The organism is Streptomyces sp. NBC_00775, from assembly GCF_036347135.1.
Taxonomy (GTDB): domain Bacteria; phylum Actinomycetota; class Actinomycetes; order Streptomycetales; family Streptomycetaceae; genus Streptomyces; species Streptomyces lutosisoli.
This window is the reverse complement of record NZ_CP108938.1, coordinates 8,569,769-8,594,457: the sequence shown is the minus strand read 5'-3', so window position 1 is coordinate 8,594,457 and position 24,689 is coordinate 8,569,769. Positions and strand designations below refer to the sequence as shown.

Genomic DNA, 24,689 nt, shown 5'->3' with positions numbered 1-24,689 from the left:
TTAGGCATGGAGATATGGGAGGCCAGGACATGGCAGAGCCGAGGACGTTCGCGACGGTCGACGAGCTGCGCAGCGCCGTGGGCGAGCAGTTGGGGTACACCGACTGGGTCGAGATCGAGCAGAAGCGGATCGACCTCTTCGCCGAGGCGACCGGTGATCACCAGTGGATCCACGTGGACCCCGAGAAGGCCGCGGCGGGCCCCTTCGGCACGACGATCGCGCACGGCTATCTCACCCTGTCGCTGCTCCCGCTCTTCGGCCCGCAGCTGATCAAGGTCGAGGGCGTGAAGATGGGCGTCAACTACGGCACGAACAAGGTCCGCTTCCCCGCCCCCGTGCCGGTCGGCTCGCGGCTGCGCGCCACCGCGCAGATCACGGGCGTCGACGACGTACCCGGCGGCGTACAGGTGTCCGTGGCCTTCACCGTGGAGCGCGAGGGCGGCGACAAGCCCGTGTGCGTCGCGGAGTCGGTGTCGCGGTACTACCTCTGAACGAGGCTCGGCCCGGGCCCCCGCTCGCACCCGGTCGGGACTATTGCTTGGCCCCGACCATCCGCAGCACGAGGTCGGCGTAGAGCGCGCCGACCTCGTCGGGGGTGCGGGGGCCGTCGACGTTGAACCAGCGGGCGACGTCGATGCACAGCGACAGCACGGCGAGGGTGGTGCCCGGTACGTCCGGCACGTCGAAGTCGCCCGCCGCCACGCCGTCCTGGATGATCCCGCGCACCTCGGCGTCGACCTGGCGGCGCAGGGCGAGGATCTCGGCGCGGGCGTCCGGGCCCAGCGAGTCCAGTTCGTACTGCACCACCCGTGCGGTGGTGCGCCCGCCGGCGTGCCAGCGGACGAAGGAGCTCACGGCGTCGGCAAGGCGCTCCGTCGGGCTGCCGTCCCTCTGGGCGGCCGTCTGCAGGATTTCCAGTGCCTTTTCGTGGCCGATCCGGCTGATCCGGTGAAGCAGCTCTTCCTTGGTCTTGTAGTGGATGTAGAGCGCGGCCGGGCTCATGCCCGCGCGGCCCGCGATGTCCCGGGTCGTCGTCGCGTGGTATCCGCGCTCGGCGAAGGCCTCCACGGCGGCGACGAGCAGCCGCCGGGCCGCGTCCGGGGTGACCTCGGCCCACGGCTGCATATCGCCGCCGGCCGTCTCCTCCGCCGTACTCATCGCTGTTCGCCCCTTCTCCACTGCCAGGGTGAACACCATACCCCCGAACCTGAGCGGGCGCTTAGAGTGCCCGCTCAGCACGGCTCGAAACTCGCTCAGAGCTTCTCGAAGGGGTCGTACACCCGCCCGCCGGGCCGGCCCGCGTCCTGACGGTCACGGATCACCTTGGCCAGCGTGAAGGACGACGTCACCAAGTAGAGGACGGCGATGGCCAGGAAGGCGCGCACCCAGGCGTCCGCCTGGAGTTTGAAGATGCCGAGGGCGGTCGCCGCCATGGCGACCGAGAAAGAGGCCACGGCCTGACCGTAGAAGGCGGCCGTGTTCTGCTGCTTGACCGGTGTCTCACTCATGGGACAAGGGTCGGCGGATGTGGCCGCGGCCACATCCGCCGAAATACTCAGGCACGTACTCAGTCACTCAGTCACCAAGCCCCCGTCACCCAGCCACCCAGTCACCCAGTCACCCAGTCACCCAGTCAGCCAGCGACTCGGCACGTGGTCCCTCAGAACGCCGAAACCCCCGTCAGCGCCCGCCCTATGACCAGCTTCTGGATCTGACTGGTGCCCTCGTAGAGGGTCATCACGCGGGCGTCGCGCAGCAGCTTCCCCGCCGGGTACTCGTCGATGTAGCCGTAGCCGCCGAAGACCTGGAGGGCGTTGTTCGCGGCGCGCACGGCGGCCTCGGAGGCGAAGAGCTTGGCCTTCGAGGACTCCGTGGTGAACGGCAGCCCCCGGTCGATGAGATCGGCGACCCGCCAGGTCAGCAGCCGCGCCGCGTCCACGTCGACGGCGATGTCGCTGATCAGCTCCTGTACGAGCTGGTGGTGCGCGATGGTCTTCCCGAACTGCTCGCGCTGGGTCGCGTACGTCACCGCCGCGTCCAGTGCCGCCTGGGCGATGCCGACGCAGCCCGCGGCCACGGACATCCGCCCCTTGGCGAGCGCGGACATGGCCACGGCGAACCCCTTGCCCTCGGGCGCCATCATGGCGCTCGCGGGCACCCGTACGTCCTCGAAGACCAGCTCGGCGGTGGCTTGTCCGCGCAGACCGAGCTTGCCGTGGATGGTGCGACGGGACAGTCCCGGGGTGTCCGTCGGGACGAGGAAGGCGGAGACGCCCTTGTGGCCCGGCGCGTCGGTCGACCGGGCGAAGAGCAGCACGACATCGGCCCAGGTGCCGTTCGTGATGAACATCTTGGTGCCGTTGATGACGTAGTCGTCGCCGTCGCGCACGGCCTTGGTCGACAGCTGGCCCGCGTCCGAGCCGGTGCCGGGTTCGGTGAGCCCGAAGCAGCCGACGTGCTCGCCGGAGGTCAGCCCCGGCAGCCACCGGCGCTTCTGCTCCTCACTCCCCCAGTACGCGATCGACTTGGCGACCAGCCCCAGCGAGACGGAGACGATCCCGCGCACGGAGGAGTCGCCACGGCCCAGTTCCTCCGTGACCAGGCAGTACGCGAGGTGGTCGCCGCCGCTGCCGCCGTACTCCTCGTCGACGGTGAGCCCGAGGAAGCCGACCTCTCCGAGCTTCTTCACGATGGACCGGTCGACTTCCTCGGCGCGGTCCCACTCGATGACATGAGGGGCGATCTCGCGGGCCACGAAGTCCTTGGCGAGCTGCCGGACGGCGGTCTGCTCCTCGCTGAGCTCCAGGTTCATGCCGAGTCACCCCACAGATAGACGGACTGCGGCTTTCGAAGCCGTACGGGGAAGGCCGTACAGGGAAAGCCGCACCAAGGAAAGCTGTACATTTAAATTAGCACTGCTAGTTTCTGTATGCAGCCCTACTATGTGCGCCATGGCCCGACCGCGCAAGCCCCTCCTCAGCACCGACCGCATCGTCGAGACGGCACGGGCACTGGTGGACGCCGAGGGCCTGCCGGCCGTCTCGACGCGTCGGCTCGCGGCCGAGCTGGGGGTGAGCGGGCCGTCCCTCTACAACCACTTCCGCACCAAGGACCAGATCCTGGAGGCGGTGGCGGACTCGGTCAGCGCGCAGGTCGATCTGTCGATGTTCGAGGACGGCCGGGAGTGGCGTACCGCCCTGCACGACTGGGCCGTCTCCTACCGGGCGGCCCTGCGCGACCACCCGAACATCGTCCCTGTCCTCGCCCGCGGGCCCGGGCGGCGGCCGGCCGGGCTCCGGCTCGCCGACGCGGTGTTCGGTGCGATGGTCGATGCGGGGTGGCCTCCGGCCCAGGCCACGTCGATCGGTGCGCTGATGCGGTACTTCATCATGGGCTCGGCGCTCGGTTCGTTCGCCGGGGGGTTCGTGGACGACGAGAGCGCGTACGATCCGGCCGACTATCCCCACCTCGGGCAGGCCCATCTCCTTGCCGAGCAGCAGGAGAAGATCGACGAGCGGGCCTTTGAGACGGGGCTCAGTGCGTTGCTGGACGGGTTGGCCGTGCAGTACGCGCAGGTGACTCGGGGGGACTGATCCTGGGGGCTGCGCCCCCAGACCCCCGCTAAAAGATTGCGCAGTTCCCCGCGCCCCTAAAAGGGGCGCGGGGAACTGCGCAATCTTTTGCACCAGCCCCCACCCACCCGCACCCGGCACACAACCGATGGGACAGCCACCCACGACCTTTCGGTCCACGCCGAAGCGTCCGTGTCGCATGCTGAGGGCATGACGAGGCCGAAGGATCCGGTGGGACCAGGACTGGCGGCATTGGCCGGGCTGATGGCGGACGAGACGCGGGCCGGGTTTCTGCTGGTGTTGCTCGACGGGCGGGCCTGGACCGCCGGGGAACTCGCCCGGCACGCCGGAGTCGCACCGTCCACCACAAGCGAACACCTCGGCAAACTCGTCGCAGGCGGACTGCTCAGCGAGGAACGGCAAGGACGCCACCGCTACGTACGCCTCGCGGACGCCCGCGTCGCCCAGCTCGTCGAAGACCTCGCCGCCCACGTCAGACCGAACACGGCCGAACCCCCGCGCACCCTCCGGGAGTCCAGCGCCGGATCGGCGATGGCCCGTGGCCGCACCTGTTACGACCACCTCGCCGGACGCCTCGGCATCGCCCTCACCGACGCCCTGACCGACCGGGGCCTGCTCCGCCAGGACACCGGATTCGCCCTCACGGACGCCGGACTGAGGTGGTTCGACACCGCGGGAATCGGCCTCGACCGTACCGGCCGCCGCCCCCTCACCCGAGCCTGCCTCGACTGGACCGAACGCCGCCCCCACCTCGCGGGCACCGCCGGCGCGGCGCTGTGCCGGCACGCCCTGGACGCGCGCTGGTGCGTACGCATCGGCTCGGAGCGGGCGGTCAAGGTCACCCCCGAGGGCGAACGCGCCTTCGCGGAACTGCTCGGTATCGAGGCGACGGCACTGCGCTGATCGACTGATCGACTGATCGACCCGGACTTCGGCTCCCACCCACCACCACGGCGTCCGAAATCCGCCAGTGCCCGCCCCGCGCCCCCACCTAACCTCAGGAGCATGATGAACACGCCCCACCCCACGTCGACCACCCGTCGAGCGCAGCTGCTCGCCGCGGGCGCGGCGACCGTCACCGTCGTGCTGTGGGCCTCCGCCTTCGTATCGATCCGGAGCGCGGGGGCCGCGTACTCGCCGGGTGCGCTGGCACTGGGGCGGCTGCTGGCGGGAGCCGTCGCGCTCGGGGCCGTGTGCCTCGTACGGAGAGAGGGGTGGCCGCCGCGCGCGGCCTGGCGCGGGATCGCCATATCCGGGCTGCTGTGGTTCGGCTTCTACATGGTCGTCCTCAACTGGGGCGAGCAGCAGGTGGACGCCGGCACGGCGGCGCTGGTGGTGAACACCGGTCCGATCCTCATCGCCCTGCTCGGCTCCCGACTGCTCGGTGACGCGATGCCGCCGCGGCTGCTGGCGGGCATGGCGGTGTCGTTCGCCGGGGCCGTCGCCGTGGGTCTTTCGATGTCCGGCGACGGCGGCTCCTCGGTCCTCGGGGTCGTGCTGTGCCTGCTCGCCGCCGTGGGCTACGCGGCCGGAGTCGTCGCGCAGAAGCCGGCGCTCGGCCGGGCGAGCGCGCTCCAGGTGACGACGTTCGGCTGTCTGGTCGGGGCGGTCGTGTGTCTGCCCTTCGCCGGGCAGCTCGTCCAGGACGCGTCCGACGCGCCCGTCTCCGCCACCCTCAACATGCTCTACCTCGGTGTCTTCCCGACCGCGCTGGCGTTCACGACCTGGGCCTACGCCCTCGCCCGCACCACCGCGAGCCGCATGGGCGCGACCACGTACGCGGTGCCCGCCCTGGTCGTGCTGATGTCCTGGCTGTTCCTCGACGAGGTGCCGGGGCTGCTCACCCTGGCGGGCGGGGTGCTGTGCCTGGCGGGTGTGGCGGTGTCCCGCTCCCGTTCCCGCGCCGGCGCGGGTTCCGGCACGGGTTCCGGCACCGGGAAGGCTGCGGCCCCGGAGCGCACTCTGGTGCCGCAGCCCGAGCCCGAGCCCGAACAGGCCTGATTCAACGGGCTGTTGCCCCTGCGTCAGCTCTCGTGGGCCGCGGCCGGGGTGCCTGGTGGACGCGGACTAGAAGACGACCAGGGCGCGCCCGCCCTTGCCCGCGATCATGTTCTCGAAGGCCGCCGGGATGCCGTCGAGGGCGATCCGGTCGGTGACCAGGCCGCCGAGGTCGAGGCGGCCGGCGCGGATGTGCTCGGCCAGCACCGGAAGGTCCCGCGCCGGGTCGGAGTTGCCGTACACGCAGCCCGAGAGCGTCCGCCCCCAGTGGAAGATCTCCAGTGCGTTGAAGGTGACCTGCTGGTCCTTGCCGCCGATGCCGACGACCGTGGTGCGGCCGCCGCGCCGGGTGGAGTCCCAGGCGGTGCGGATGGTCACGGCGCGGCCCACGCACTCGACGGCCACGTCGACGCCCTGCTTGCCGGTGAGGGCGCGGATCTCGCGTGCGGTGGTGTCGGAGGCGACGACGTAGTCGGTCGCGCCGGCGCCGCGCGCGAGCGATTCCTTCTCGGGTGAGACGTCGACCGCAACGATCTTCGAGGCGCCCGCGATCCGGGCGGCCTGGAGGGCCGCGAGTCCGACCCCGCCGACTCCGAACACCGCTACTGACTCGCCGGGTTGGAGCTTCGCCGAGTGATGGACCGCGCCGTACCCGGTCAGGACCGCACAGCCGAGCAGCGCGGCGTCGGCGAGGGGTACGCCGTCCGGTACGGGGAGGACGCATCCGGCGGCCACGACGGTCTCCTCGGCGAACGCGGCGACGTTCAGGCCGGGGTGGAGGTCGCTCCCGTCGGAGGCGCGGTGTGCGTACACGTTCGCCGCACCGGTCAGCGCGTTGGCGCACAGCCAGACCTCGCCGAGAGAGCAGGCATGGCAACTGCCGCAGGAGGGAGCCCAGTTGAGGATGACTCCGTCGCCGGGCGCGACATGCGTGACGCCCTCGCCGACGGCGACGACGGTGCCGGCGCCCTCATGCCCGAGGACGGCGGGAACGGGCACCCGCATGGTGCCGTCGGAGAGGGAAAGGTCGGAGTGGCAGACCCCCGCGGCGGCCAGTCGGACCCGGACCTGGCCGGGTCCGGGCTCCGGCAGGTCGATCTCGGCGATCTCCAACGGAGCGCCCACGGCGGGAAGTACTGCGGCGCGAACCACGTGCATGCTCCTAGGGCCTAGAACTGGAGGGACCTGGTCTGGAGGTACTCGGACAGCCCGTGCGAGCCCAGCTCGCGCCCCACACCCGACTGCTTGTAACCCCCGAACGGGGCGAGCGGGTTGAAGCGTCCGCCGTTGATGTCGACCTGCCCGGTGTCGAGCCGCCGCGCGAAGGCGACCGCCTCGGTCTCGTCGCCCGCCCACACGGCACCGGCGAGCCCGTACACCGTGCCGTTGGCGATCCGCAGGGCGTCCGCCTCGTCCTCGTACCGGATGATCGACAACACCGGCCCGAAGATCTCCTCCTGAGCGATCGTCATCTCCGGTGTGACGTCGGCGAAGACGGTCGGGCTGACGAAGTACCCCTGCTCGCGGGGTGATTCGGGGCCGCCGACGACGAGCCGGGCACCCTCCGTGACGCCCTTGTCGATGTAACTCCGCACCCGGGCCTGCTGCTTGGCGTTGACGACCGGGCCGATACGGTCGCCGTATTTCTCCGCGGCGGCCGCGGCCAGCTCGACCGCCTCGTCGTACCGCGCGGTGTGCACCAGCATGCGCGTCCAGGCGCTGCATGTCTGGCCGGAGTTGGACATCACGTTGGCGACGCCGACGCCCACGGCCTTGGCGAGGTCGGCGCTCGGCAGGATGACGTTGGCGGACTTGCCGCCGAGTTCCAGGGCGACCCGCTTGACCGCGGCGCCCGCGGTCGCGCCGATGCGCTTGCCCACCGCCGTGGAGCCGGTGAAGGAGACCAGGTCCACGTCCGGGTGTTCGGCGAGGGCCTGGCCGGCGACCGGGCCGAGGCCGGTGACGAGGTTGAAGACACCGGCCGGGATGCCCGCCTCGGCCACCGTCTCGGCGAAGAGCTGGGCGGTGAGCGGGGTGTCCTCGGCGGGCTTCAGCACGACCGTGCAGCCCGCCGCGAGCGCCGGGGCGACCTTGGCGACGATCTGGTGCAGCGGGTAGTTCCAGGGCGTGATCGCGCCGACGACCCCGACGGGCTCCTGGTAGACGGTCGAGTTGCCGACCTTCTCCTCGAAGGCGTACGTCGCCGCCAGTTCGGCGTACGAGCCGGCGACCGCGATCGGCACGCCCGCGTGCACCGCCTGCGAGAACGGCAGCGGGGAGCCGAGTTCGGCGGTGACGGTCTCGGCGATCTCGTCCTTGCGGGCCACGAGGATGTCCCGGAGGGCGGCCAGACGCGCGGCCCGCTCGGCCGGCGGGGTCGCGGCCCAGGCCGGGAAGGCGGCACGTGCGGCCCGTACGGCGGCGTCGACGTCCTCCGCGGTGCCTGCCGGAACCCGGCCGATCACCTGCTCGTCGACCGGGTTCACGACCTCGATCGTGTCCGTGCCGACGGCGGGGCGCCAGGCCCCGTCGATGTACATGCCGTCATGTGCCTTCATCGTGTTCCTCCCGGGCGGGGCCGCGTCGTCCGGACCCTAAACTAGCGATGATAGTTTTCAGGCGCCAGAGGGACCCGGCCCGATCGGACCAAACCGGACAGGACCGAGCCGGACCACGCCGGACTCGGCCCCCAGGGCATCCTCGGCCCGTAGGACTCAGAAGTCGACCCTCGTCCGGTCGTCCACCCTGGCCACGGACTCCTGGGCGAACACCTTCTCGTAGGCGGTCCGGATCTCCTCGATCTTCCGGTCGCTCGCGCCCGCCTGGGCCACCGGATACAGCAGGATCAGCTCGTACGACCGCTCGCGCTCGATCGCGCCGTGCGCGTCCCGCCACTGCCCGCGCCCGTTCTGCACGGTGAGCCCGTCGGGGAAGTCCGGCGTCACCTCCTTGTCGATGAACGCCATGAACTGCCGGTCGGTGACGGCCGGGCCACCGCCCGGCCGTTCGGTGCCGAAGAAGAGCCGGCTCTCGATGTACGCCTCGCCGCGGACCGCCGTCCGCGGCTTGGAGTCGTGCCGGGGATCGTGCCGGGGGCCGTCGAACAGGGCGTACGCGGTCGGGGCGCCGGCGGCGAGCAGGGCCGTGGCGGTGGCGGCGAGCAGACGGGCGCGGGTGCTGCTGTGCGGGGTCATGAGCGCCTGCCTAGCGGAACTCACTCCTCCAGATCCGGCAGCCGCGCCGGAGCCGGGCAGATGCGTTCACCGTGCTGGTCGAAGACGAACAGATGGGCGAGGTCGACGAGGAGGGGGACCTGCATCCCGTGGCGGAGTTCGATGTCGGGGGTGGTGCGGACGACGAGGTCACCGGGCAGGCGGCCCTCCGGCGGCGCCGGTTCGGGGTGGTCGGGTTCCCCGTCCGCCGGGTGTTCCAGGACCACGACCGGCCCGGCCCGCAGGACTCCGGTGCGCTCCCGCAGCCGGTCCAGGACGTTGCCCTCGCGGCGCCGTCGCCGAGGCGGCCGGGTCGGGCGCGGGGCCTCCAGATCCGGTACGACGGCGGGCTGCGAACCCGTGTTGAAGTGGACGAGGACCTCGTGCCCCTGGAACTCCACATGCTCGACGAGGCCGCTGATCGCCACCTCGCCCGGCCGGGCGGCGGACGGCTTGGCGAGCCGGACGGCCTCGGAGCGCAGCCCGACGATGACCTCGCGGCCCTGCTGAACCCGCAGCAACTGGTGGTCCAGGGAAAGAGGTTCGGGCAGCCGCAGATACTGCTTGCCGAGGCTGATCGACATGGCTCCGTCGAGCGGCGCCCGGACCAGGCCGCGCAGCAGATTGATCCGCGGGGTACCGATGAAGGCGGCGACGAAGACGTTCGCGGGCAGCGCGTAGACCGTGCGGGGCGTGCCCAGTTGCTGGAGGACTCCGCCGCGCAGGACCGCGACACGGTCGCCGAGCGACATCGCCTCGGCCTGGTCGTGCGTGACGTACACCGTTGTCGCGCCCAACTCCCTGGTGAGCCGGGATATTTCGGCGCGCAGATGGTTGCGGAGCTTGGCGTCGAGGTTGGACAGCGGCTCGTCCATCAGGAAGGCCGAGGGGTGGCGCGCGATCGCCCGGCCCATGGCGACCCGCTGGCGTTCACCGCCGGAGAGCTGGTGGGGGAAGCGGCCGAGGAGATCCTGGATGCCGAGCATGCGGGCCGTGGCGTCCACGCGCGGGCGGGGGTCCTTGCCGGGCGTCTCGATGCGCAGCGGGAAGCCGATGTTGTCGCGGCTGGTCATGCTCGGATAGAGGGCGAAGTTCTGGAACACCATCGCCATGTCCCGCCCGGACGGCGGCAGATCGTTGGCCAGTTCGCCGTCGAGGCGCACCTCGCCCTCGGTGACCTCTTCGAGCCCGGCGATCATTCTCAGCACGGTCGACTTGCCGCAGCCGGAGGGCCCGAGCAGCACGAGGAACTCGCCCGGCCGGATGTCGAGCGACAGCCGCTCCACCACGCGGACGCCGCGGGTGTACGACTTGCTGACGCTGTGCAGAGAGATGGCGCGTGTCATGAGGGGTGCCCCCAGGGGCCTTCCGGGCGCTGGTGCTCCGCGGTCGAACGTCCCGTACGGGTCGTACGGGACCTATGAGTCACGGAAGTTAACGGACCGCGCACGCCCTGGGGAAGACATGTGGCGGGATCGGACGGTCCGGTTCGACACGGGAGAAAAGCGGACTCTCGGGTTCAGTGCGACGGCAATCCCGATTCTGTCGCCCTTCCGCCCGCTCACGTCGCGCGGGGCCGCCCCCGGGTCTGCGTGAGGTGGGCGAAGACGACGACGTTTCCGGCGTAGCCCGTCTTCGGGTCGTACGCGCCGCCGCACGTGATCAGACGCAGCTCGGGGCGCCCTCTGTCGCCGTACACCTCCTTGTTGGGGAAGTGCGCCTTCTCGTACATCTTCACGGCGTCCACGGTGTAGACGGCGGTCATGCCGTCGGCGCGCAGGACCTCGACGAGTCTGCCGGGCCGGAGTTGGCTGAGCGGGGCGAAGACGGCGGGTCCCGTGGTGGTGTCGAGGTGGCCGACGGCGACGGCTGTGCCTGACTCGCCCGGCGTCGGCCCGTCCGCGTACCAGCCGACCAGCTTGGGATCGTCGACGGGAGGGGTGGTGAGCCGCCGCTCACGGTCGAGCTTGAGGCCGACGACCGGTGCTTCCAGGCTGAAGTACGGGATGCGGAGCGAGGTCGCCGGGGAGCGCGGGAGCGGCTTGGGCGGGGGCGTGGGCCGGGGCGGCCGGGCGGGCGCGGCGCGGTGGGGCTTCGGACCGCGCGCGTCACCGTCCGCACGGCGGGGCTTCGCGTCGCGCCCGCCGCCGTCCGCACGGTCGGGCTTCGCGTCGCGCCCGCCGCCGTCCGCCCCGGCGGGGCCGGAGGACGCCGTGGCGCCTCCGTGCCCCGCGGCCGCGGCGGCGGCGGGCGGACCGACGGGCTCGTCGCTGCCCGTGCACCGGACGCCGCCGACCACCAGCGTCACCGCGATGACGAGGGTCCGCGTCAGGCGGTAGGCGCGCGTCCGGTGCCAGGGCCTGCCGGAGGGGCTACGCAGCACCGTCGGGGCGGCGGCGCAGCCGCAGGTAAACGACTCCCCCGGCCATCACGAGGCCCGCGGCCGCCGCGCCGACGACCGGCGAGAAGTCCTGGATGTGGGCGAGACCGCCCCCACCCGCGTGGGGCCCGCCGTGCGGCCCGCCCGGACCACCACCCGGGCCGCCGGGGCCGCCCTTGGGCGGAGTCGGAGTGGACGTCGGGCCCCCGGGCCTGCAGTCGACCCTGAAGACCTTCTGCTTGCCCGCGCCGCTCTCGCCCTCGAAATTCCAGGTGAGCTTGTACTGCCCCTTGGGCAGCGAGAAGAGGCCCGCGGTCCGGCCGTCGCCGGACGCCGGGATGGTGAGGCCGCCCGCGAGCGTGGCGCCGCCGTCCACATGTGGCTGGGTCTCGATGGACCAGGTGATCTTCTGCGCCCCGTCGAAGTCGAACCCGTCGAGGTAGAACTGGCAGACCTTCGGATCGTCTCTCTGATCGTTGACCGCCGTGTGCGAGTCATGGACCTTGACGTCGCCGTTGTCACCGGGAGCGGCGAAGGCGGCCGGGGCACCGAGCATGGCGGTGCCCGCGACGGCGAGGGCTACGAGGGCGGAAGCGCGTCGGCGGGTGCCGGGCCGGCACGGAAGGGACGAGGTGGACATGAGAATTCCTCCGAGTCAGGTGATCATCATACAAATCACGCTTTCCTCTGACTCTCTTTCACATCCGCCCCGGCAAAGGCGGCAACAGCGCCCCGCGCCCCTCAGATATCGCTCTTCCGGCGCAACCGCACCCGAGGCCGCGCACCCTCGTCCGGCACCCGGGCAGGCCTCCCCGGAGAGCGCAGCGCCGTCGCCGACGACACCAGCAGCAGCGCGCCGAGCATCACGAACGGCGCCGCCACACCGGCGACTCCGGCGACCAGACCCGCGGTGGCGGGGGCGGCGACCTGGCCGAGCCGGTTGCCGGTCAGACGCAGGGCGAGGGCCGTGGAGCGGGCGCCGTCGGGAGCCGCCTGGACGACCGTCGTCATGGACAGCGGCTGACCGACCCCGAGACAGAAGCCGAGGACGACGAGCATCAGGGCCAGCGCCCACACCGGTACGGGCAGGGCGATACCCGCACACAGCACCGCCCCCACCAGGCACGTCACGGTGAGCAGCGCGGTCCGGCCGAGCCGGCGCAGCAGGGGCGTCAGCACCAGCCGGCAGGCGATGCTCGCCGCCGCGCGCACACTGAGCAGCAGACCGACCACCGACGGCGCGATGTCCCGGTGTTCGCCGACCACGGGCAGATACGCGGTGAGAATGTCCGTCGCGGACAGCACGGCGAGACTGATGAAGATGCCCGCGGGCACGCCCCGGGCGCGCAGAATCCGCCCGACGGGAACGCGTTCGCCTTGTGCGGTACGGGACTTCACGGCCGTACGGTCCTCGATGCGCCACAGCGAGGTGAACGAGACCGCGGCGACCGCGCTCGCCACCAGCAGCGCGAGCGCGCTGCTGCCCGCCATGTCGGAACCGCCGATCAGGAGGCCCGCGGCGATCGGGCCGATCAGCTGACCGAGCGAGACGCCGATGGTGAAGTGGCCGAAATTGCGGTCCTGTTCGTGCGGGGCGGACTGGCGGGCGACGAGCGACTGCCCGCCGATCACGAAGCAGAGGTGGCCGAGCCCCATCACTCCGCTCCAGGCGGCCATCGCCGCCAACGAGTCCGCCCTGCCGCTCATCGCACAGCCGCCGGCGATGAGCACGACACCGGCGGGCAGCAGGGGCGCGCAGCGGCCGTGGTCGGTGCGGCGGCCCAGCGGCACGGCGGCGAACAGTGGCAGCAGGGCGTACGCCGCCGCGATCACACCGACCGCGCGCTCGTCCGCGCCCAGCGCGAGGGCCCGGTAGGAGACGGCGGGCCGGGCCATCGACACCGCCCCCTGCGTGAAGCTGAAGGCGATGACGAGGCGCAGCAGCCAGCCGCGGTTCCTACCGGGCCCCACAGTGACACCCTCCCTGCGATGACGGACTACGGATGGCGGATGACGGGCGACCGATATCGGAAGCCGTCATCCGACAGCGGCTCTCAGATGATGCCGAACAGGATCCCGGCCCCGAGCACCACCAGCGAAGTCAGCGCCGCCCACTTCACCACGAACCTGGTGTGGTCGCCGAACTCCACCTTGGCCATGCCGACCAGGACGTAGACGGCCGGGACGAGCGGGCTCGACATGTGCAGCGGCTGGCCGATGAGCGAGGCGCGGGCGATCTCCAGGGACGAGACGCCGTGCGCCTGGCCTGCCTCGGCGAGGACCGGGAGGATGCCGAAGTAGAAGCCGTCGTTCGACATGAAGTACGTGAGCGGGATGCTCAGGACGCCGGTGACGAAGGCCATGTGCGGGCCCATGCCGTCGGGGATGTTGGAGACCAGCCACTTGGCCATGTGGTCGACCATGCCGGTGCCCGTCAGGACGCCGGTGAAGACGGCGGCGGCGAAGACCATGCCGGAGACGTTGAGGACGTTCTCGGCGTGGGCGCCGAGGCGGGCCTTCTGGTCGGGCATGTGCGGGAAGTTGACGGTGAGCGCGAGCGCGGCGCCGAGCAGGAAGAGGACCGGGATCGGCAGCCACTCCATGATCATGGCGGTGAGCAGGGTGACCGTGAGGAGCGCGTTGAACCAGTAGAGCTTGGGACGCAGGGTGGCGCGGTTCGGGTCGAGACCCTGGAAGCCGTCGTCGTCGGCGGAGTCCGCCGCGGGGGCGTCCGCGTCCGTGCCGGAGCCCGAACCGCCCGTACGCGCGGCCTTCTTGTCCGAACCGGTCCCCGAGCCGCCCGCGCCGACCAGGACCGTCTCCGCCTCCTGCGGCTCCAGCACCTCGTCCAGCGTCAGCACGCCGAGCCGCTTGCGCTCGCGGCGGCCGAGAACGTAGGCGAGGGCGAACACACCGAGCAGACCGACGGCGAGGGCCGGGATCATCGGCACGAAGATGTCGCTGGCGTCGAGCTTCAGCGCGGTCGCGGCGCGGGCGGTCGGGCCGCCCCACGGCAGGGTGTTCATCACGCCGTTGGCCATCGCGGCGACACCGGTCATGACGACCAGGCTCATCTTCAGGCGCTTGTACAGCGGGTACATCGCCGAGACCGTGATCATGAAGGTGGTCGAGCCGTCGCCGTCGAGGGAGACGATCGCGGCGAGGACCGCCGTGCCGACCACGATCCGCAGCGGATCGGCCTTGCAGAACTTGAGGATCCCCCGGACGATCGGGTCGAAGAGACCGACGTCGATCATCACACCGAAGTAGACGATCGCGAACATCAGCATCGCCGCTGTGGGCGCGAGACTGGTGACGCCGTCGATGACGTAGTCACCGAGCTTGGCGCCCTTTCCGACGAAGACACAGAAGAGTGCCGGAATCAGCACGAGCGCCGCGATCGGCGACATCTTCTTCAGCATGATCAGGACCAGGAAGGTCGCGATCATGGTGAAGCCGAGGATGGTCAGCATGAGTTTGGATACCTAACGTTCGCCCTTGAACTCCCACCAGGGCCGGCGGTGCGATGACGTTAGGTCGGGCTCGCAAGCGTTAACAAGATGTTGACACGAGAGCAATAAGCGCAAAACTCCAGGTCACAGCCTTGTATCGGTGAGCGATGGCCCTCTAGGGGCATGCCGCCAGCTCCACGGGCACGCCATTGAGGACCGCCGTGCCCGACAGCGGGTCGAGCAGCGAGCCGTCGAGGAGCTGGTTGACGTTGACGCCCGGGTCCAGGGCGGCGTGGCTCATCCGGGTGCCGGGGCGGTTGTGTCCCCAGCCGTGCGGGAGGCTCACCACCCCGCTCCGTACGGCGTCCGTGACCTCCACGGGGGCGGTCACCTCTCCCCCGGCTCCCTTGACGCGTACGGCGGCCCCGTCGGTGAGGCCGAGGCGTGCGGCGTCGTCGGGGTGGATGTGCAGGGTGCAGCGGTTGGTGCCGCCGGTGAGCGCGGGCACGTTGTGCATCCAGCTGTTGTTGGAGCGCAGATGGCGGCGGCCGACGAGCACGAGTGCCGCCGGGCGCTCGCGCAGCGCGTCCCGCAGGCGCGGCAGATCGTCGACAATCGGTGCCGGCAGCAGCTCGATCTTCCCGCTGGGTGTCTTCAGCGGCTGCGGCAGGCGGGGCCGCAGCGGTCCGAGGTCGATGCCGTGCGGATGGGCGAGCAGCTTCGCCAGGCTCAGCCCGTCGGGCCGGGCGCCGAAGCCGTCGCCGTACGGGCCGAGGCGCAGCATCATGTCGAGCCGCCGCTCGGCGCCGGTCTCGCCAGTGAGCAGGCCGGCGAGTTCTTTCGGATCGCGGCCGTGCACCGGTGCGTATGCCTCGGTGACGGACTTGCCCAGGGTGCTGTCGATGACCATGGCGTCCACGGCGGAGGGGTCGGCGCCGTGCATGCCGGTCGCGGCGAGGACGAGCCGGGCGAGGATCTCGGTCTCCGCCATGCGGCCCGGCTCCAGCGGGACCGCCGGGCGGTTGTAGCGGACCTGGTTGCGTACGGCGAGGGTGTTGAAGGCGAAGTCGTGGTGGGCGCTCTGCGAGGGCGGGGGCGGCGGCAGGACGACGTCCGCGTGGCGGGAGGTCTCGTTCAGGTAGGGGTCGACGCTGACCATGAAGTCCAGCGAGTCGAGCGCCTTGTCGAGGCGGTCGCCGTCGGGGGCGGAAAGTACGGGGTTGGCGGCGACGGCGATGAGGGCGCGGACCGGGCTGCCCTCCGGCGTGGCGGTGTCGATCTCCTCCGCGAGGGCGGACAGGGGCAGTTCGCCCTTGGCCTCGGGGTGGCGGCTCACCCTGCTGTGCCAGCGGCCGAGCGCGAAGCCGTGGCCGGGTCCGGCGGGGCGGGGTGTCCTGTCGGTGGCCGCCAGCGGGAAGAGGGCGCCGCCGGGCCGGTCGAGGTTGCCGGTGAGGATGTTGAGGACGTCGACGAGCCAGCTGGCGAGGGTGCCGTGCGGGACGGTGCAGCTGCCGATGCGGCCGTAGACGGCGGCGGTGGGCGCGGCGGCGAGTTCGCGGGCCAGCGCCCGGATGGTGCCGGCGTCCACGTCACAGGCCTCGCTCGCGGCCTCGGGGGTGAAGTCCCGTACGGTGTCGGCGAGTTCCTCGACGCCCTGGACGTGCGGGGTGAGGGCGCCGAGGTCGACGAGCTTCTCCTCGAAGAGGACGTAGGTCATCGCCGCGAGGAGCAGGGCGTCGGTGCCGGGGCGGATCGCCACATGGCGGTCGGCGAGCTTGGCCGTGCGGGTGCGGCGCGGGTCGATGACCGTCAGGGTGCCGCCGCGCGCCCGCAGGGCCTTGAGCTTGCCGGGGAAGTCGGGGGCGGTGCACAGACTCCCGTTGGATTCCAGGGGGTTGGCGCCGATGAGCAGGAGGTGGTCGGTGTGGTCGAGGTCCGGTACCGGGATCGCGTTGGCGTCGCCGTACAGCAGTCCGCTCGACACGTGCTTGGGCATCTGGTCGACCGTGGAGGCGGTGAAGAGGCTGTGGGTGCGCAGCGCGGAGAGCAGGACGGGCGGGTAGAGGGCGCCGGCCATGGTGTGCACGTTCGGGTTGCCGAGGACGATGCCTACGGCATGCGGCCCGTACTGCTCGACGACCGGCCGCAGGCCCGCGGCCACCGCGTCGAAGGCCTCCTCCCAGGTGGCTTCGCGCAGCTCGCCGGCCTCGCGTATGAGGGGTGTGCGCAGCCGGTCGGGGTCGCCGTCGACGGCCCCGAAGGAGGCGCCCTTCGGGCAGATGAACCCCTTGCTGAACACATCGTCGCGGTCGCCGCGGGCACCGGTCACCCGGGTGCCCTCGATGGTGAGCGTGAGCCCGCAGGTCGCCTCGCAGAGGGGGCAGACGCGCACGGCGGTGCGAGAGTCGGGGGTGGTGCCGGAGGTGCGGGACACGGGTCCTCCCGGAGGGCGGTGGCGGCGGTGGCACACGGACTGGGCCGAGCATACCGACCGGTAGGCATGGCGGGGAGGGCCTTCCGGGGGTGAGGTCGGAAATTCGCGAGGGGTTCATTCCCCGCGTAAGCGGCCCGTGCGGCTCACCCCCGCTCGGACGGTTCAGTCGAGAACCCTGGCCAGATAGGCGCGCAGCAGTTCGCGCGTCTCCTCGATGATCCGCTCGTCTCCTTCCGGCGCGACCCGGAAGGCCAGGTGGACCAGGGTGTCGGCGGTTTCCACGGCGATCAGGAAGGTACGGCGGAGATCCTCGTCGGGGGTGCGGTCGAGGTAGCCGGAGAGCAGTTCGGTGAGGCGGTCGGCCACGCGGGTGTTGGGCTCGGAGTAGCGGGAGCCGACCGGGATCTGGTTGCCGAAGTCGACAAGGGAGAAGCCGGGCGCGGTGCGTTTCATGGCGAGGTATTCGTCGAGCACGGCGTCCATGGCCGCACGCCAGCCACCGCCCTCCATCTCCCGGAGGCGCTCGGTGACGCGCTCGGCATAGCGCTCCAGGTTGCGCTGGGCGAGCGCGTCGGCCATCGCGCGCTTGTTGCCGAAGAAACGGTAGACGGAGCCGATGGGCACGCCGGCCCGCTGGGCCACGGCACGGGTGCTCAGGTCGTCGTAGCCGACCTCGTCGAGGAGGTCGGCGCAGGCGTCGAGGATTCTGGTCAGTCGTTCGGCACTGCGCCGTTGTACGGGCGCTCTGCGCAGCGAGGTCGCATGGGGCACGGGCTTCATGATGCCTTTCCGCCGGGGTCCGGTGAACCTCCCGTATCAGTACGGGCCCCATTGCCGGTCTCGCTCATCGTCACCGTGGGTGTCGCCGGCGGCGTCGCGGTCGCCCCGGCCGGTGACGCGGTGATGTCCGCGGTGCTCTCGACGGGCTTGCCGTGGACGGCCCACACGGTGCCGTCGTCCGCGTACAGCCGCGCGGTGACGTGGTGGGTGCCGCGCGGGACGAGGTCGCCGGCGAGGTGGTACTCGGCGGTGCGGAGCCGGGCGATGGTCCGGCCGTCCAGATAGAGGTGGGCAATGCCCCGTCCGGCCGTCGGCACGGATCGCGTGCCGGCGGGCGAGAAGCGGAAGTGGTGGACGGTCAGCGTGACGTCCCAGCTGTCGTCGGAGTCGGGCTGGATCTCGATCGCGACCTCCGGCGCACCCTTCTTGTCCACCTCACGGTAAAGCCGCCCTTCCTCGTCCATCTCGTCCAGCAGCTTGCCCACGGGCGAGGCCGACGCTGCGTCCCTCCGCTCGTGCGCATCACTGGTAGCGCAGCCCACCGATCCGCCGAGCAGGGCGCAGACCGCGAGGGCGGCGAGCAGTCCACGCATCCACCACATGCCGGGGAGCGTAGAACAACGCTCCGACAGCCGGATCCCCCTGAAGTCGGGTTCTTGGGCCGTACAGCGGTCCTTGGGTAGTAGTACGCCGGGTACGTCGGATACGCCGGGTACGCCGTACCCGCCGGTCGGCGTTTTCGGCCCGTCCCTGGTGGTGGACCGTGGCCGATCCCGTGCGGTGCCCCCGGCCGACCCCTTGCGCGGGGAAAACCTGAATCCTACGGTGATGCATAGGAATCAGGCGCGAAGGAGCGATCATGAGCGGGGACGCGAGGAAGACGGCCGAGGGGCTGACCTACCTCTCCGGTTTCGGCAACGAACACAGCTCGGAGGCGGCCCCGGGGGCGCTGCCGCACGGCCGCAACTCGCCGCAGCGCGCGCCGCTCGGGCTGTACGCGGAGCAGCTGAGCGGTACGGCGTTCACCGAGCCGAGGGCGTACAACCGGCGTTCGTGGCTGTACCGGATCCGCCCGTCGGCCGCGCACCCCGCGTTCACCCGCATCGAGAACGGCGCCCTGCGTACGGCCCCCTTCACGGAGACCGTGCCCGACCCGAACCGGCTGCGCTGGAACCCGCTGCCCGAGCCCCCGGCGGGGACGGACTTCCTCGGCGGCCTGTGGACCCTCGGCGGCAACGGGGACGCGACCCAGCGCACCGGCATGGCGGTGCACCTGTATCACGCCAATTCCTCCATGGACCGAGTGTTCAGCGACGCCGACGGCGAGCTGCTCATCGTGCCGGAGCGCGGCGGGCTGCTGCTGCGCACCGAGTTCGGGCTGCTGCATGTGGAGCCCGGCCAGGTCGCGCTGATTCCTCGTGGTGTCCGCTTCCGTGTGGAGCTCCTCGACGATGTGTCCGATCGCGGGCAGAACCCGACCGCCCGGGGTTATGTGTGCGAGAACTATGGGGCGCCGTTCCGGCTGCCCGACCTCGGTCCGATCGGCGCCAACGGCCTCGCCAACGCCCGTGACTTCCTCGCGCCGGTCGCCGCGTACGAGGACGTCGAGGGCCCGGTCGAGGTGGTGAACAAGTTCTGCGGCAACCTCTGGCGGGCGACGTACGGCCATTCGCCGCTGGACGTGGTCGCCTGGCACGGCAACCATGTGCCGTACGTCTATGACCTGCGCCGTTTCAATGTGATCGGCACCATCAGCTACGACCACCCGGACCCGTCGATCTTCACGGTGCTGACGTCCCCGTCGGACACCCCGGGCCTGGCCGGCGTCGACTTCGTCGTCTTCGCTCCGCGCTGGCTGGTGGGTGAGGACACGTTCCGGCCGCCGTACTTCCACCGGAATGTGATGAGCGAGTACATGGGGCTCATCGAGGGCGCGTACGACGCGAAGGCGGAGGGCTTCGTTCCGGGCGGTGGTTCGCTGCACAACATGATGTCGGCGCACGGTCCGGACCGGGAGACCTTCGACCGGGCGAGCGCCGCGGAGCTGCGCCCGCAGAAGATCGACGACGGGCTCGCCTTCATGTTCGAGACGCGCTGGCCGGTGACCGCGACGGTTCAGGCGGCCCGGGCGGAGCATCTGCAGCAGGCGTACGACGACGTGTGGCAGGGCCTCCAGCGGCACTTCCGCCCGCTGGACTGAGATTCACCGCCCGTTGCATTCAAGGCCCGCGACCGGTACGGATACCCTCGTGACCTCCTTCGCCCCGGATTCGATCATCCTGAACCGCAAGCTGCCGCTCTGGTATCAGGTCTCGCAGTCCCTGCGTGCCTCGATACTCGGCCGCTCGCCCCAGGACCCGCTGCGCCTGCCCACCGAGGAGCAGCTGGCCGGGCACTACGGGGTGAGTGTGCTGACCATGCGGCAGGCGCTCAAGGAGCTGGAGGACGAGGGGCTCATCACACGCCATCGCCGGCGGGGCACGTTCATCGAGCCGAGCGCGCGGCGCGGCGCTCCCGTGCGGCTGCTCGGCTCGGTGGACGCGATCGTGGCCCAGCAGTCGGGTATGACGACCGAGCTGCTGGACCACGGCACGGTTCCGGTGTCCGCGGAACTCGCCGAGTACTTCCCGGATCTGGCCGAGTTGGGGACGTACCACCGGCTGCGCAGCGACGAGAAGACGGGCGAGCCGACGAACCACGCGCGCAACTACGTGCGTCCCGAACTGGCGGCGCTGATCGACCCGGAGGACCTGGTGCGCTGGCCCATGACCAAGGTGCTGCGGGACGTGGTGGGCGTCCGCATCAGCCGGATCACCGACACGGTGGAGGCCCGGCTCGCGGACCCGGAGACCGCGCGACTGCTCCAAGTCCCGCTGCTCAGCCCGATCCTGCACTACACGGGCATCGTGCACGGCGAGGACGGCCGCGCCCTGGACGTGGCCCGCATCCACTACCGCGGTGACCGCTTCTCCTTCACGGTCACCCTCGACGCCCACTGACGATGCCGTACGAGGACAGCGGGCGGCGCTCTCGTCGTACGATGCCGAGCGTGACGCACGACGACGCTCCGCTGCTCGCGGACCTCATGCCGTGGTCCGTCGCACCGCCGAGGCTGGGCCGGGGGTGGCCGACGGCTCCCGACACCGCGTCCCTGAAGACGCGCTGGGACGCCCTGCTCAAGGCCGAAGGGCCGGACCGTGAGGCGCTGTTCGGCCCGACGCGCTCGCGCACGACGCATTCGGCCGTCGGCCAGCTGCCGGGGCAGTCGAGCGGAACCGCCCGTCTGGCGCGTGAGTCGGGTCCCTGTCCGGAGCCGGTACGCGTCCTGCACGGCCCCTTCGACGAGCAATGGCTGATTCCCGACCACCGGCTGATCGACGCGGCGCGCCCCGAGTTGTGGCGGGTGGCCGATGAGCGTCAGGTGTTCGCGGTCGAGCAGACGGTGGTGCCCGACGCGTCGGGGCCGGCGCTGCTGGTCGCCTCCGCCCTGCCGCTGAGCGCCGGTCGCGGCGGCCGGATCCGCCCCCTCTACCGGCGCCCCGGCGGCCTCGAACCGAACCTGGCGCCCGGCCTGCTGGACCACCTCGGCACGCGCCTCGGGCACTCCCCCGAACCGGTCGACGTCCTCGCCTGGACACTGGCGGCGGCACGGCCGGGACGGGACGGATGCGCTGTGCCGCTCACCGCCGACCCCGAAGTATGGGCGTACGGCGTCGAGTTGGGCCGCCGGATGCTGTGGCTGATGCGACGCGACGGCGAGCGCCCCAAGCTCCCCGGCGGCCGCCGCCCCTACGTCCGCGCCCCGCTGCCCGCCCGGCCCCTCGCCCCGCACTACGACCGCGACGAGGAGGCCCTTCACCTCGACGAGGGCCGCATCTCGCCCGTACCGCCCGAGGCCTGGGACTTCGAGGTGGGCGGAGTGCGCGTGCTGGAGCAGTGGTTCGCGGCCAGGACCGAGCCGCCCGAGCAGGGCACCCTGGAGGCGATCCGGCCGTCCACCTGGCCGCAGGCCTGGACGTCCGAGCTCCTCGAACTCGTCACGGTGCTGGCGCTGCTCGCGGAACTCCGGCCTCAGCAGGCCGAATTGACGATCGGGTCGCCGATCACGCGGGCCGAGCTGCGCACGGCGGGCGTGCTTCCGGTGCCGGACACGGCGCGGCGGCCCGCCTCCGTACTCGATCACCATGAAGAGGGCCCGGAAGGGCAGTTCGCGCTGATCTAGCCTTCGTTCACCCCTTCGTGCCGTTCCGGGCGCCTAGCCCTTCGGTTCGAACGCGTCCAGGACCCGTCCCAGGGCCCGCTCGAACACCGCCTCCAGGTCGATCGGCCCGGCGTCCTCCATGAAGGCCGCCGCCATGCGCGGATACGCGCCGGTCGCCACCTGGCCGCCGAGGTAGGCGATCCGCATCGCGTTCTCCTGCTCCTCCGACCAGGGCAGGGAGCGGGCGCGTTCGGCGGTGGCCAGCTCGTTGCCGACGTACGTCGTGACGACCCCGTTGAGCATCGCGATGAGCTCGAACTTCGTGCCGTACGGCGCGTCGAGCGGGTCGAGGCAGGTCAGGCAGTGCTCCAGGTAGCGCAGGGCGTTGGGGCTGAAGCCGTAGACCGGGGACATCAGGCGCGGCAGCCAGGGGTGGCGGTGCATGAGGGCGCGGGTCTGATGGGCGACCCTGAGCATGTCGGCGCGCCAGTCGCCCGAGGGCTCCCAGGGTTCGTGCTCGCCGCTGATGGCGTCGACCATCAGCTCGGACAGGTCCTCCTTGCGCGGCACGTAGTTGTAGAGCGACATCGTGCCGCAGCCCAGCTCGGCGGCCACCCGCCGCATCGAGACCGCGTCGAGTCCCTCCGCGTCCGCGATCCGCACGGCGGCGGCCGCGATGTCCGCGCGGCTGTACGCCGGCCGCGGACCACGGCCCGCGCGTTCGGGACGGGCCCAGATCACTTCGGGTACGGCGTTGCGCCCTGCCATTGGTCGATCACCTCGCGACCATCCTAGTTACGTACACCGTACGCAGTGCGCTATGGTCACCCCATGACTACTACGTACGCTGTACTTAGTGAGGGTCTGGAGAAACACTTCGGGGATGTCCATGCCCTGCGCGGCCTCGACCTGGCCGTGGCGCAGGGCACGGTCTGCGGGCTGCTCGGGCCGAACGGCGCGGGCAAGACCACGGCCGTACGACTGCTCACCACCCTGCTGCGGCCCGACACGGGGTCCGCGCGTGTCGCCGGACACGATCTCGTACGGGAGGCGGCAGCGGTCCGTCGGAGCATCGGGGTCGCCGGGCAGTACGCCTCGGTCGACGGCGATCTGACCGGGCGCGAGAACCTGCGGCTGTTCGCGAGGCTGCACCGGATGCGGGACGCCGGCGCACGGGCCGCCGACCTCCTCGACCGCTTCGGGCTGACCGAGGCCGCCGACCGGCCGGCGTCAAGCTACTCGGGCGGTATGCGGCGTCGCCTCGACCTGGCGGCGAGTCTGATCCGCCGCCCCGCCGTGCTCTTCCTGGACGAGCCCACCACCGGGCTCGACCCGGCGAGCCGCAACCAGATCTGGGAGGCCGTGCGCGCACTCAAGGACGAGGGCACGACCGTGCTGCTGACCACGCAGTACCTGGAGGAGGCCGACCAGCTGGCCGACGACATCGCGCTCATGGACCGCGGCAGGGTCGCCCACACCGGCTCGCCCGCCGAACTCAAGTCGCTCATCGGTTCGTACGCGGAGGTGGTCGTCGCCCACGCGGACGCGCTGCCCGGCGCGGCCGCCGTCCTGGACCAACTCACCGGCAGCGAGCCCACGTTCGACCGTGAACGGCACGCGGTGGGCGCCGTCACCGCCGATCCGACGCTGACGCTCCCCCAGCTCGTCCGTGAACTCGACGCCGCGGGCGTTCCGTTGCTCGACGCGAGCCTGCGTCCACCGACCCTCGACGACGTCTTCCTCCGTCTGACCGAGAACCGCACCGACCACAAGGAGCTGGTGACATGAGCACGTTGGCGTACGACGGCGGCGCGATGCTGGGCCGTCAGCTGCGGCGGATCCGGCACAACCCGGGCCTGCTGATCCTCACCCAGACCATGCCGGTCACCATGCTGCTGTTCTTCGGCTACGTGTTCGGCAGCGCGCTGGCGATGCCCGGCGAGGAGTACCGGGCCTTCCTCGTACCGGGGCTGCTGGTGGCGACCGCCGCCAACGGGATCATGACCGGGATGTTCCAGGCCGCCCAGGACTCGCACCGGGGCGTGATGGACCGCTTCCGTACGCTGCCGATGAGCCGGGCGGCCGTGCCGCTGGGGCAGGCGGTCGCGGATCTGGTCGTCACGGCGGCGGGAACGGTTCCCTTCCTGCTCGTCGGACTCGCGGTGGGATGGCGGATCGAGGGGTCGGCACCGCAGGCGGCCGGCGCGATCGGGCTGTTGCTGCTGTTCCGGTTCGCGACCACCTGGGTCGGGATCTTCCTCGGCCTCCTCTCCCGGAGCGAGGAGGCGGCCGGACAACTGGGCAGTGCGACGTTCATGCTTCCGCTGCTGTCCAACGCCTACATCCCCACCGGCAATCTGCCCGGCTGGCTGCGCACGATCGCCGAGTGGAACCCGATCAGCGCGGTGACCACGGCCCTGCGGGACCTGTTCGGGAACGCACCCGTGCCCCAGGGAGCCGCCTGGCCGGTGGCACACCCCGTCGCCGGATCCCTGGCGTGGTGCGCCGCGCTGATCGCGGTCTTCCTGCCGCTCGCCGTCCGCCGCTACGCGACGGGCGGACGGTGACCGGCCTGTCCGACGCCGGAAAACGGCCCCTCAAGATCGCCCCGTCAACATCCATGCATGACAAAGGTGTTA

The 24,689-nt window shown here is 71.3% G+C and carries 24 protein-coding genes; 9 read left to right on the top strand and 15 right to left on the bottom strand.

What is annotated here, in order from left to right:
• Positions 1 to 29: 29 nt before the first annotated feature.
• Complete coding sequence (locus tag OIC96_RS38160) at positions 30 to 491, top strand: MaoC family dehydratase (RefSeq protein ID WP_327427549.1); 462 nt, start codon at positions 30 to 32, stop codon at positions 489 to 491.
• A gap of 40 nt (positions 492 to 531) precedes the next feature.
• On the opposite strand, the gene OIC96_RS38155 is transcribed toward OIC96_RS38160, so the two are convergent.
• The 3 genes from OIC96_RS38155 to OIC96_RS38145 all read right to left on the bottom strand — a co-directional run bounded on the left by OIC96_RS38155 (position 532) and on the right by OIC96_RS38145 (position 2,812).
• Entirely contained in the window at positions 532 to 1,158 is a 627-nt protein-coding gene (locus OIC96_RS38155) for a TetR/AcrR family transcriptional regulator (protein ID WP_330303454.1), read from the bottom strand.
• Between the two features lie 95 nt (positions 1,159 to 1,253).
• Positions 1,254 to 1,508, bottom strand: coding sequence for a YiaA/YiaB family inner membrane protein (locus tag OIC96_RS38150; RefSeq protein WP_327427551.1), 255 nt, complete (start codon positions 1,506 to 1,508; stop codon positions 1,254 to 1,256).
• Between the two features lie 152 nt (positions 1,509 to 1,660).
• Positions 1,661 to 2,812, bottom strand: coding sequence for an acyl-CoA dehydrogenase family protein (locus tag OIC96_RS38145; protein ID WP_330303455.1), 1,152 nt, complete (start codon positions 2,810 to 2,812; stop codon positions 1,661 to 1,663).
• Positions 2,813 to 2,951: 139 nt separating this feature from the next.
• Between OIC96_RS38145 and OIC96_RS38140 the strand changes: the two genes are divergently transcribed.
• The 3 genes from OIC96_RS38140 to OIC96_RS38130 all read left to right on the top strand — a co-directional run bounded on the left by OIC96_RS38140 (position 2,952) and on the right by OIC96_RS38130 (position 5,594).
• Positions 2,952 to 3,593 carry a TetR/AcrR family transcriptional regulator gene (locus OIC96_RS38140; protein ID WP_330303456.1) on the top strand — a complete coding sequence of 214 codons (642 nt, stop codon included), beginning with the start codon at positions 2,952 to 2,954 and terminating at the stop codon, positions 3,591 to 3,593.
• 189 nt (positions 3,594 to 3,782) lie between these two features.
• Positions 3,783 to 4,496: an ArsR/SmtB family transcription factor gene (locus OIC96_RS38135; protein WP_330303457.1), complete on the top strand. Its 714-nt coding sequence runs from the start codon at positions 3,783 to 3,785 to the stop codon at positions 4,494 to 4,496.
• Between the two features lie 102 nt (positions 4,497 to 4,598).
• Positions 4,599 to 5,594 (top strand): DMT family transporter, encoded by a 996-nt coding sequence (locus OIC96_RS38130; protein WP_406501440.1) that lies wholly within the window; start codon positions 4,599 to 4,601, stop codon positions 5,592 to 5,594.
• Between the two features lie 66 nt (positions 5,595 to 5,660).
• Here the strand turns inward: OIC96_RS38130 and OIC96_RS38125 are convergent, their stop codons facing one another.
• The 11 genes from OIC96_RS38125 to OIC96_RS38075 form a co-directional block, all read right to left on the bottom strand.
• Positions 5,661 to 6,743 carry a Zn-dependent alcohol dehydrogenase gene (locus tag OIC96_RS38125; protein WP_330303458.1) on the bottom strand — a complete coding sequence of 361 codons (1,083 nt, stop codon included), beginning with the start codon at positions 6,741 to 6,743 and terminating at the stop codon, positions 5,661 to 5,663.
• A 17-nt stretch (positions 6,744 to 6,760) separates the two neighbouring features.
• Positions 6,761 to 8,149, bottom strand: a complete 1,389-nt coding sequence (locus tag OIC96_RS38120; RefSeq protein ID WP_330303459.1) for an aldehyde dehydrogenase family protein — start codon at positions 8,147 to 8,149, stop codon at positions 6,761 to 6,763.
• Positions 8,150 to 8,305: 156 nt separating this feature from the next.
• Positions 8,306 to 8,785 carry a DUF3574 domain-containing protein gene (locus tag OIC96_RS38115; protein ID WP_330303460.1) on the bottom strand — a complete coding sequence of 160 codons (480 nt, stop codon included), beginning with the start codon at positions 8,783 to 8,785 and terminating at the stop codon, positions 8,306 to 8,308.
• A 20-nt stretch (positions 8,786 to 8,805) separates the two neighbouring features.
• Complete coding sequence (locus OIC96_RS38110) at positions 8,806 to 10,149, bottom strand: ABC transporter ATP-binding protein (protein WP_330303461.1); 1,344 nt, start codon at positions 10,147 to 10,149, stop codon at positions 8,806 to 8,808.
• A gap of 215 nt (positions 10,150 to 10,364) precedes the next feature.
• Positions 10,365 to 11,186, bottom strand: coding sequence for a class F sortase (locus tag OIC96_RS38105; protein ID WP_330303462.1), 822 nt, complete (start codon positions 11,184 to 11,186; stop codon positions 10,365 to 10,367).
• Complete coding sequence (locus OIC96_RS38100; RefSeq protein ID WP_330303463.1) at positions 11,176 to 11,823, bottom strand: hypothetical protein; 648 nt, start codon at positions 11,821 to 11,823, stop codon at positions 11,176 to 11,178. The genes OIC96_RS38105 and OIC96_RS38100 overlap by 11 nt, the downstream gene beginning before the upstream one ends.
• 101 nt (positions 11,824 to 11,924) lie before the next feature.
• Positions 11,925 to 13,154, bottom strand: coding sequence for an MFS transporter (locus tag OIC96_RS38095; protein ID WP_330303464.1), 1,230 nt, complete (start codon positions 13,152 to 13,154; stop codon positions 11,925 to 11,927).
• 83 nt (positions 13,155 to 13,237) lie between these two features.
• The gene (locus tag OIC96_RS38090) at positions 13,238 to 14,656 is read right to left on the bottom strand and encodes a CitMHS family transporter (RefSeq protein ID WP_330303465.1); all 1,419 of its coding nucleotides are present in this window, start codon (positions 14,654 to 14,656) and stop codon (positions 13,238 to 13,240) included.
• Between the two features lie 154 nt (positions 14,657 to 14,810).
• Positions 14,811 to 17,069, bottom strand: coding sequence for a molybdopterin oxidoreductase family protein (locus OIC96_RS38085; protein ID WP_330303466.1), 2,259 nt, complete (start codon positions 17,067 to 17,069; stop codon positions 14,811 to 14,813).
• A 162-nt stretch (positions 17,070 to 17,231) separates the two neighbouring features.
• Complete coding sequence (locus OIC96_RS38080) at positions 17,232 to 17,849, bottom strand: TetR/AcrR family transcriptional regulator (protein WP_330303467.1); 618 nt, start codon at positions 17,847 to 17,849, stop codon at positions 17,232 to 17,234.
• Complete coding sequence (locus OIC96_RS38075) at positions 17,846 to 18,451, bottom strand: nuclear transport factor 2 family protein (protein ID WP_330303468.1); 606 nt, start codon at positions 18,449 to 18,451, stop codon at positions 17,846 to 17,848. The genes OIC96_RS38080 and OIC96_RS38075 overlap by 4 nt, the downstream gene beginning before the upstream one ends.
• 257 nt (positions 18,452 to 18,708) lie before the next feature.
• Here OIC96_RS38075 and hmgA point away from each other — a divergent pair, with 257 nt between their 5' ends.
• The 3 genes from hmgA to OIC96_RS38060 are packed head-to-tail and all read left to right on the top strand — an operon-like array spanning position 18,709 to position 22,071.
• Positions 18,709 to 20,049 carry a homogentisate 1,2-dioxygenase gene (gene hmgA / locus OIC96_RS38070; protein WP_330303469.1) on the top strand — a complete coding sequence of 447 codons (1,341 nt, stop codon included), beginning with the start codon at positions 18,709 to 18,711 and terminating at the stop codon, positions 20,047 to 20,049.
• Positions 20,050 to 20,098: 49 nt separating this feature from the next.
• Positions 20,099 to 20,848 carry a GntR family transcriptional regulator gene (locus OIC96_RS38065; protein ID WP_330303470.1) on the top strand — a complete coding sequence of 250 codons (750 nt, stop codon included), beginning with the start codon at positions 20,099 to 20,101 and terminating at the stop codon, positions 20,846 to 20,848.
• A 41-nt stretch (positions 20,849 to 20,889) separates the two neighbouring features.
• On the top strand, positions 20,890 to 22,071 hold the full coding sequence (locus OIC96_RS38060) for a type ISP restriction/modification enzyme (protein ID WP_330303471.1): 1,182 nt from the start codon (positions 20,890 to 20,892) through the stop codon (positions 22,069 to 22,071).
• Between the two features lie 33 nt (positions 22,072 to 22,104).
• On the opposite strand, the gene OIC96_RS38055 is transcribed toward OIC96_RS38060, so the two are convergent.
• Positions 22,105 to 22,818 carry a TetR/AcrR family transcriptional regulator gene (locus OIC96_RS38055; protein ID WP_330303472.1) on the bottom strand — a complete coding sequence of 238 codons (714 nt, stop codon included), beginning with the start codon at positions 22,816 to 22,818 and terminating at the stop codon, positions 22,105 to 22,107.
• Between the two features lie 63 nt (positions 22,819 to 22,881).
• Between OIC96_RS38055 and OIC96_RS38050 the strand changes: the two genes are divergently transcribed.
• On the top strand, positions 22,882 to 23,838 hold the full coding sequence (locus tag OIC96_RS38050) for an ATP-binding cassette domain-containing protein (protein ID WP_330303473.1): 957 nt from the start codon (positions 22,882 to 22,884) through the stop codon (positions 23,836 to 23,838).
• Complete coding sequence (locus OIC96_RS38045) at positions 23,835 to 24,617, top strand: ABC transporter permease (protein ID WP_330303474.1); 783 nt, start codon at positions 23,835 to 23,837, stop codon at positions 24,615 to 24,617. The genes OIC96_RS38050 and OIC96_RS38045 overlap by 4 nt, the downstream gene beginning before the upstream one ends.
• Positions 24,618 to 24,689 lie beyond the last annotated feature (72 nt).

Bases quoted from the DNA above. Each gene is read 5' to 3' on its own strand.
- OIC96_RS38060 (WP_330303471.1), top strand. From the start codon at position 20,890: ATGCCGAGCGTGACGCACGACGACGCTCCGCTGCTCGCGGACCTCATG.
- OIC96_RS38055 (WP_330303472.1), bottom strand. From the start codon at position 22,818: ATGGCAGGGCGCAACGCCGTACCCGAAGTGATCTGGGCCCGTCCCGAA.
- hmgA (WP_330303469.1), top strand. From the start codon at position 18,709: ATGAGCGGGGACGCGAGGAAGACGGCCGAGGGGCTGACCTACCTCTCC.
- OIC96_RS38130 (WP_406501440.1), top strand. From the start codon at position 4,599: ATGATGAACACGCCCCACCCCACGTCGACCACCCGTCGAGCGCAGCTG.
- OIC96_RS38090 (WP_330303465.1), bottom strand. From the start codon at position 14,656: ATGCTGACCATCCTCGGCTTCACCATGATCGCGACCTTCCTGGTCCTG.
- OIC96_RS38155 (WP_330303454.1), bottom strand. From the start codon at position 1,158: ATGAGTACGGCGGAGGAGACGGCCGGCGGCGATATGCAGCCGTGGGCC.
- OIC96_RS38145 (WP_330303455.1), bottom strand. From the start codon at position 2,812: ATGAACCTGGAGCTCAGCGAGGAGCAGACCGCCGTCCGGCAGCTCGCC.
- OIC96_RS38075 (WP_330303468.1), bottom strand. From the start codon at position 18,451: ATGTGGTGGATGCGTGGACTGCTCGCCGCCCTCGCGGTCTGCGCCCTG.
- OIC96_RS38100 (WP_330303463.1), bottom strand. From the start codon at position 11,823: ATGTCCACCTCGTCCCTTCCGTGCCGGCCCGGCACCCGCCGACGCGCT.
- OIC96_RS38050 (WP_330303473.1), top strand. From the start codon at position 22,882: ATGACTACTACGTACGCTGTACTTAGTGAGGGTCTGGAGAAACACTTC.
- OIC96_RS38045 (WP_330303474.1), top strand. From the start codon at position 23,835: ATGAGCACGTTGGCGTACGACGGCGGCGCGATGCTGGGCCGTCAGCTG.
- OIC96_RS38110 (WP_330303461.1), bottom strand. From the start codon at position 10,149: ATGACACGCGCCATCTCTCTGCACAGCGTCAGCAAGTCGTACACCCGC.
- OIC96_RS38160 (WP_327427549.1), top strand. From the start codon at position 30: ATGGCAGAGCCGAGGACGTTCGCGACGGTCGACGAGCTGCGCAGCGCC.
- OIC96_RS38150 (WP_327427551.1), bottom strand. From the start codon at position 1,508: ATGAGTGAGACACCGGTCAAGCAGCAGAACACGGCCGCCTTCTACGGT.
- OIC96_RS38120 (WP_330303459.1), bottom strand. From the start codon at position 8,149: ATGAAGGCACATGACGGCATGTACATCGACGGGGCCTGGCGCCCCGCC.
- OIC96_RS38140 (WP_330303456.1), top strand. From the start codon at position 2,952: ATGGCCCGACCGCGCAAGCCCCTCCTCAGCACCGACCGCATCGTCGAG.
- OIC96_RS38135 (WP_330303457.1), top strand. From the start codon at position 3,783: ATGACGAGGCCGAAGGATCCGGTGGGACCAGGACTGGCGGCATTGGCC.
- OIC96_RS38080 (WP_330303467.1), bottom strand. From the start codon at position 17,849: ATGAAGCCCGTGCCCCATGCGACCTCGCTGCGCAGAGCGCCCGTACAA.
- OIC96_RS38115 (WP_330303460.1), bottom strand. From the start codon at position 8,785: ATGACCCCGCACAGCAGCACCCGCGCCCGTCTGCTCGCCGCCACCGCC.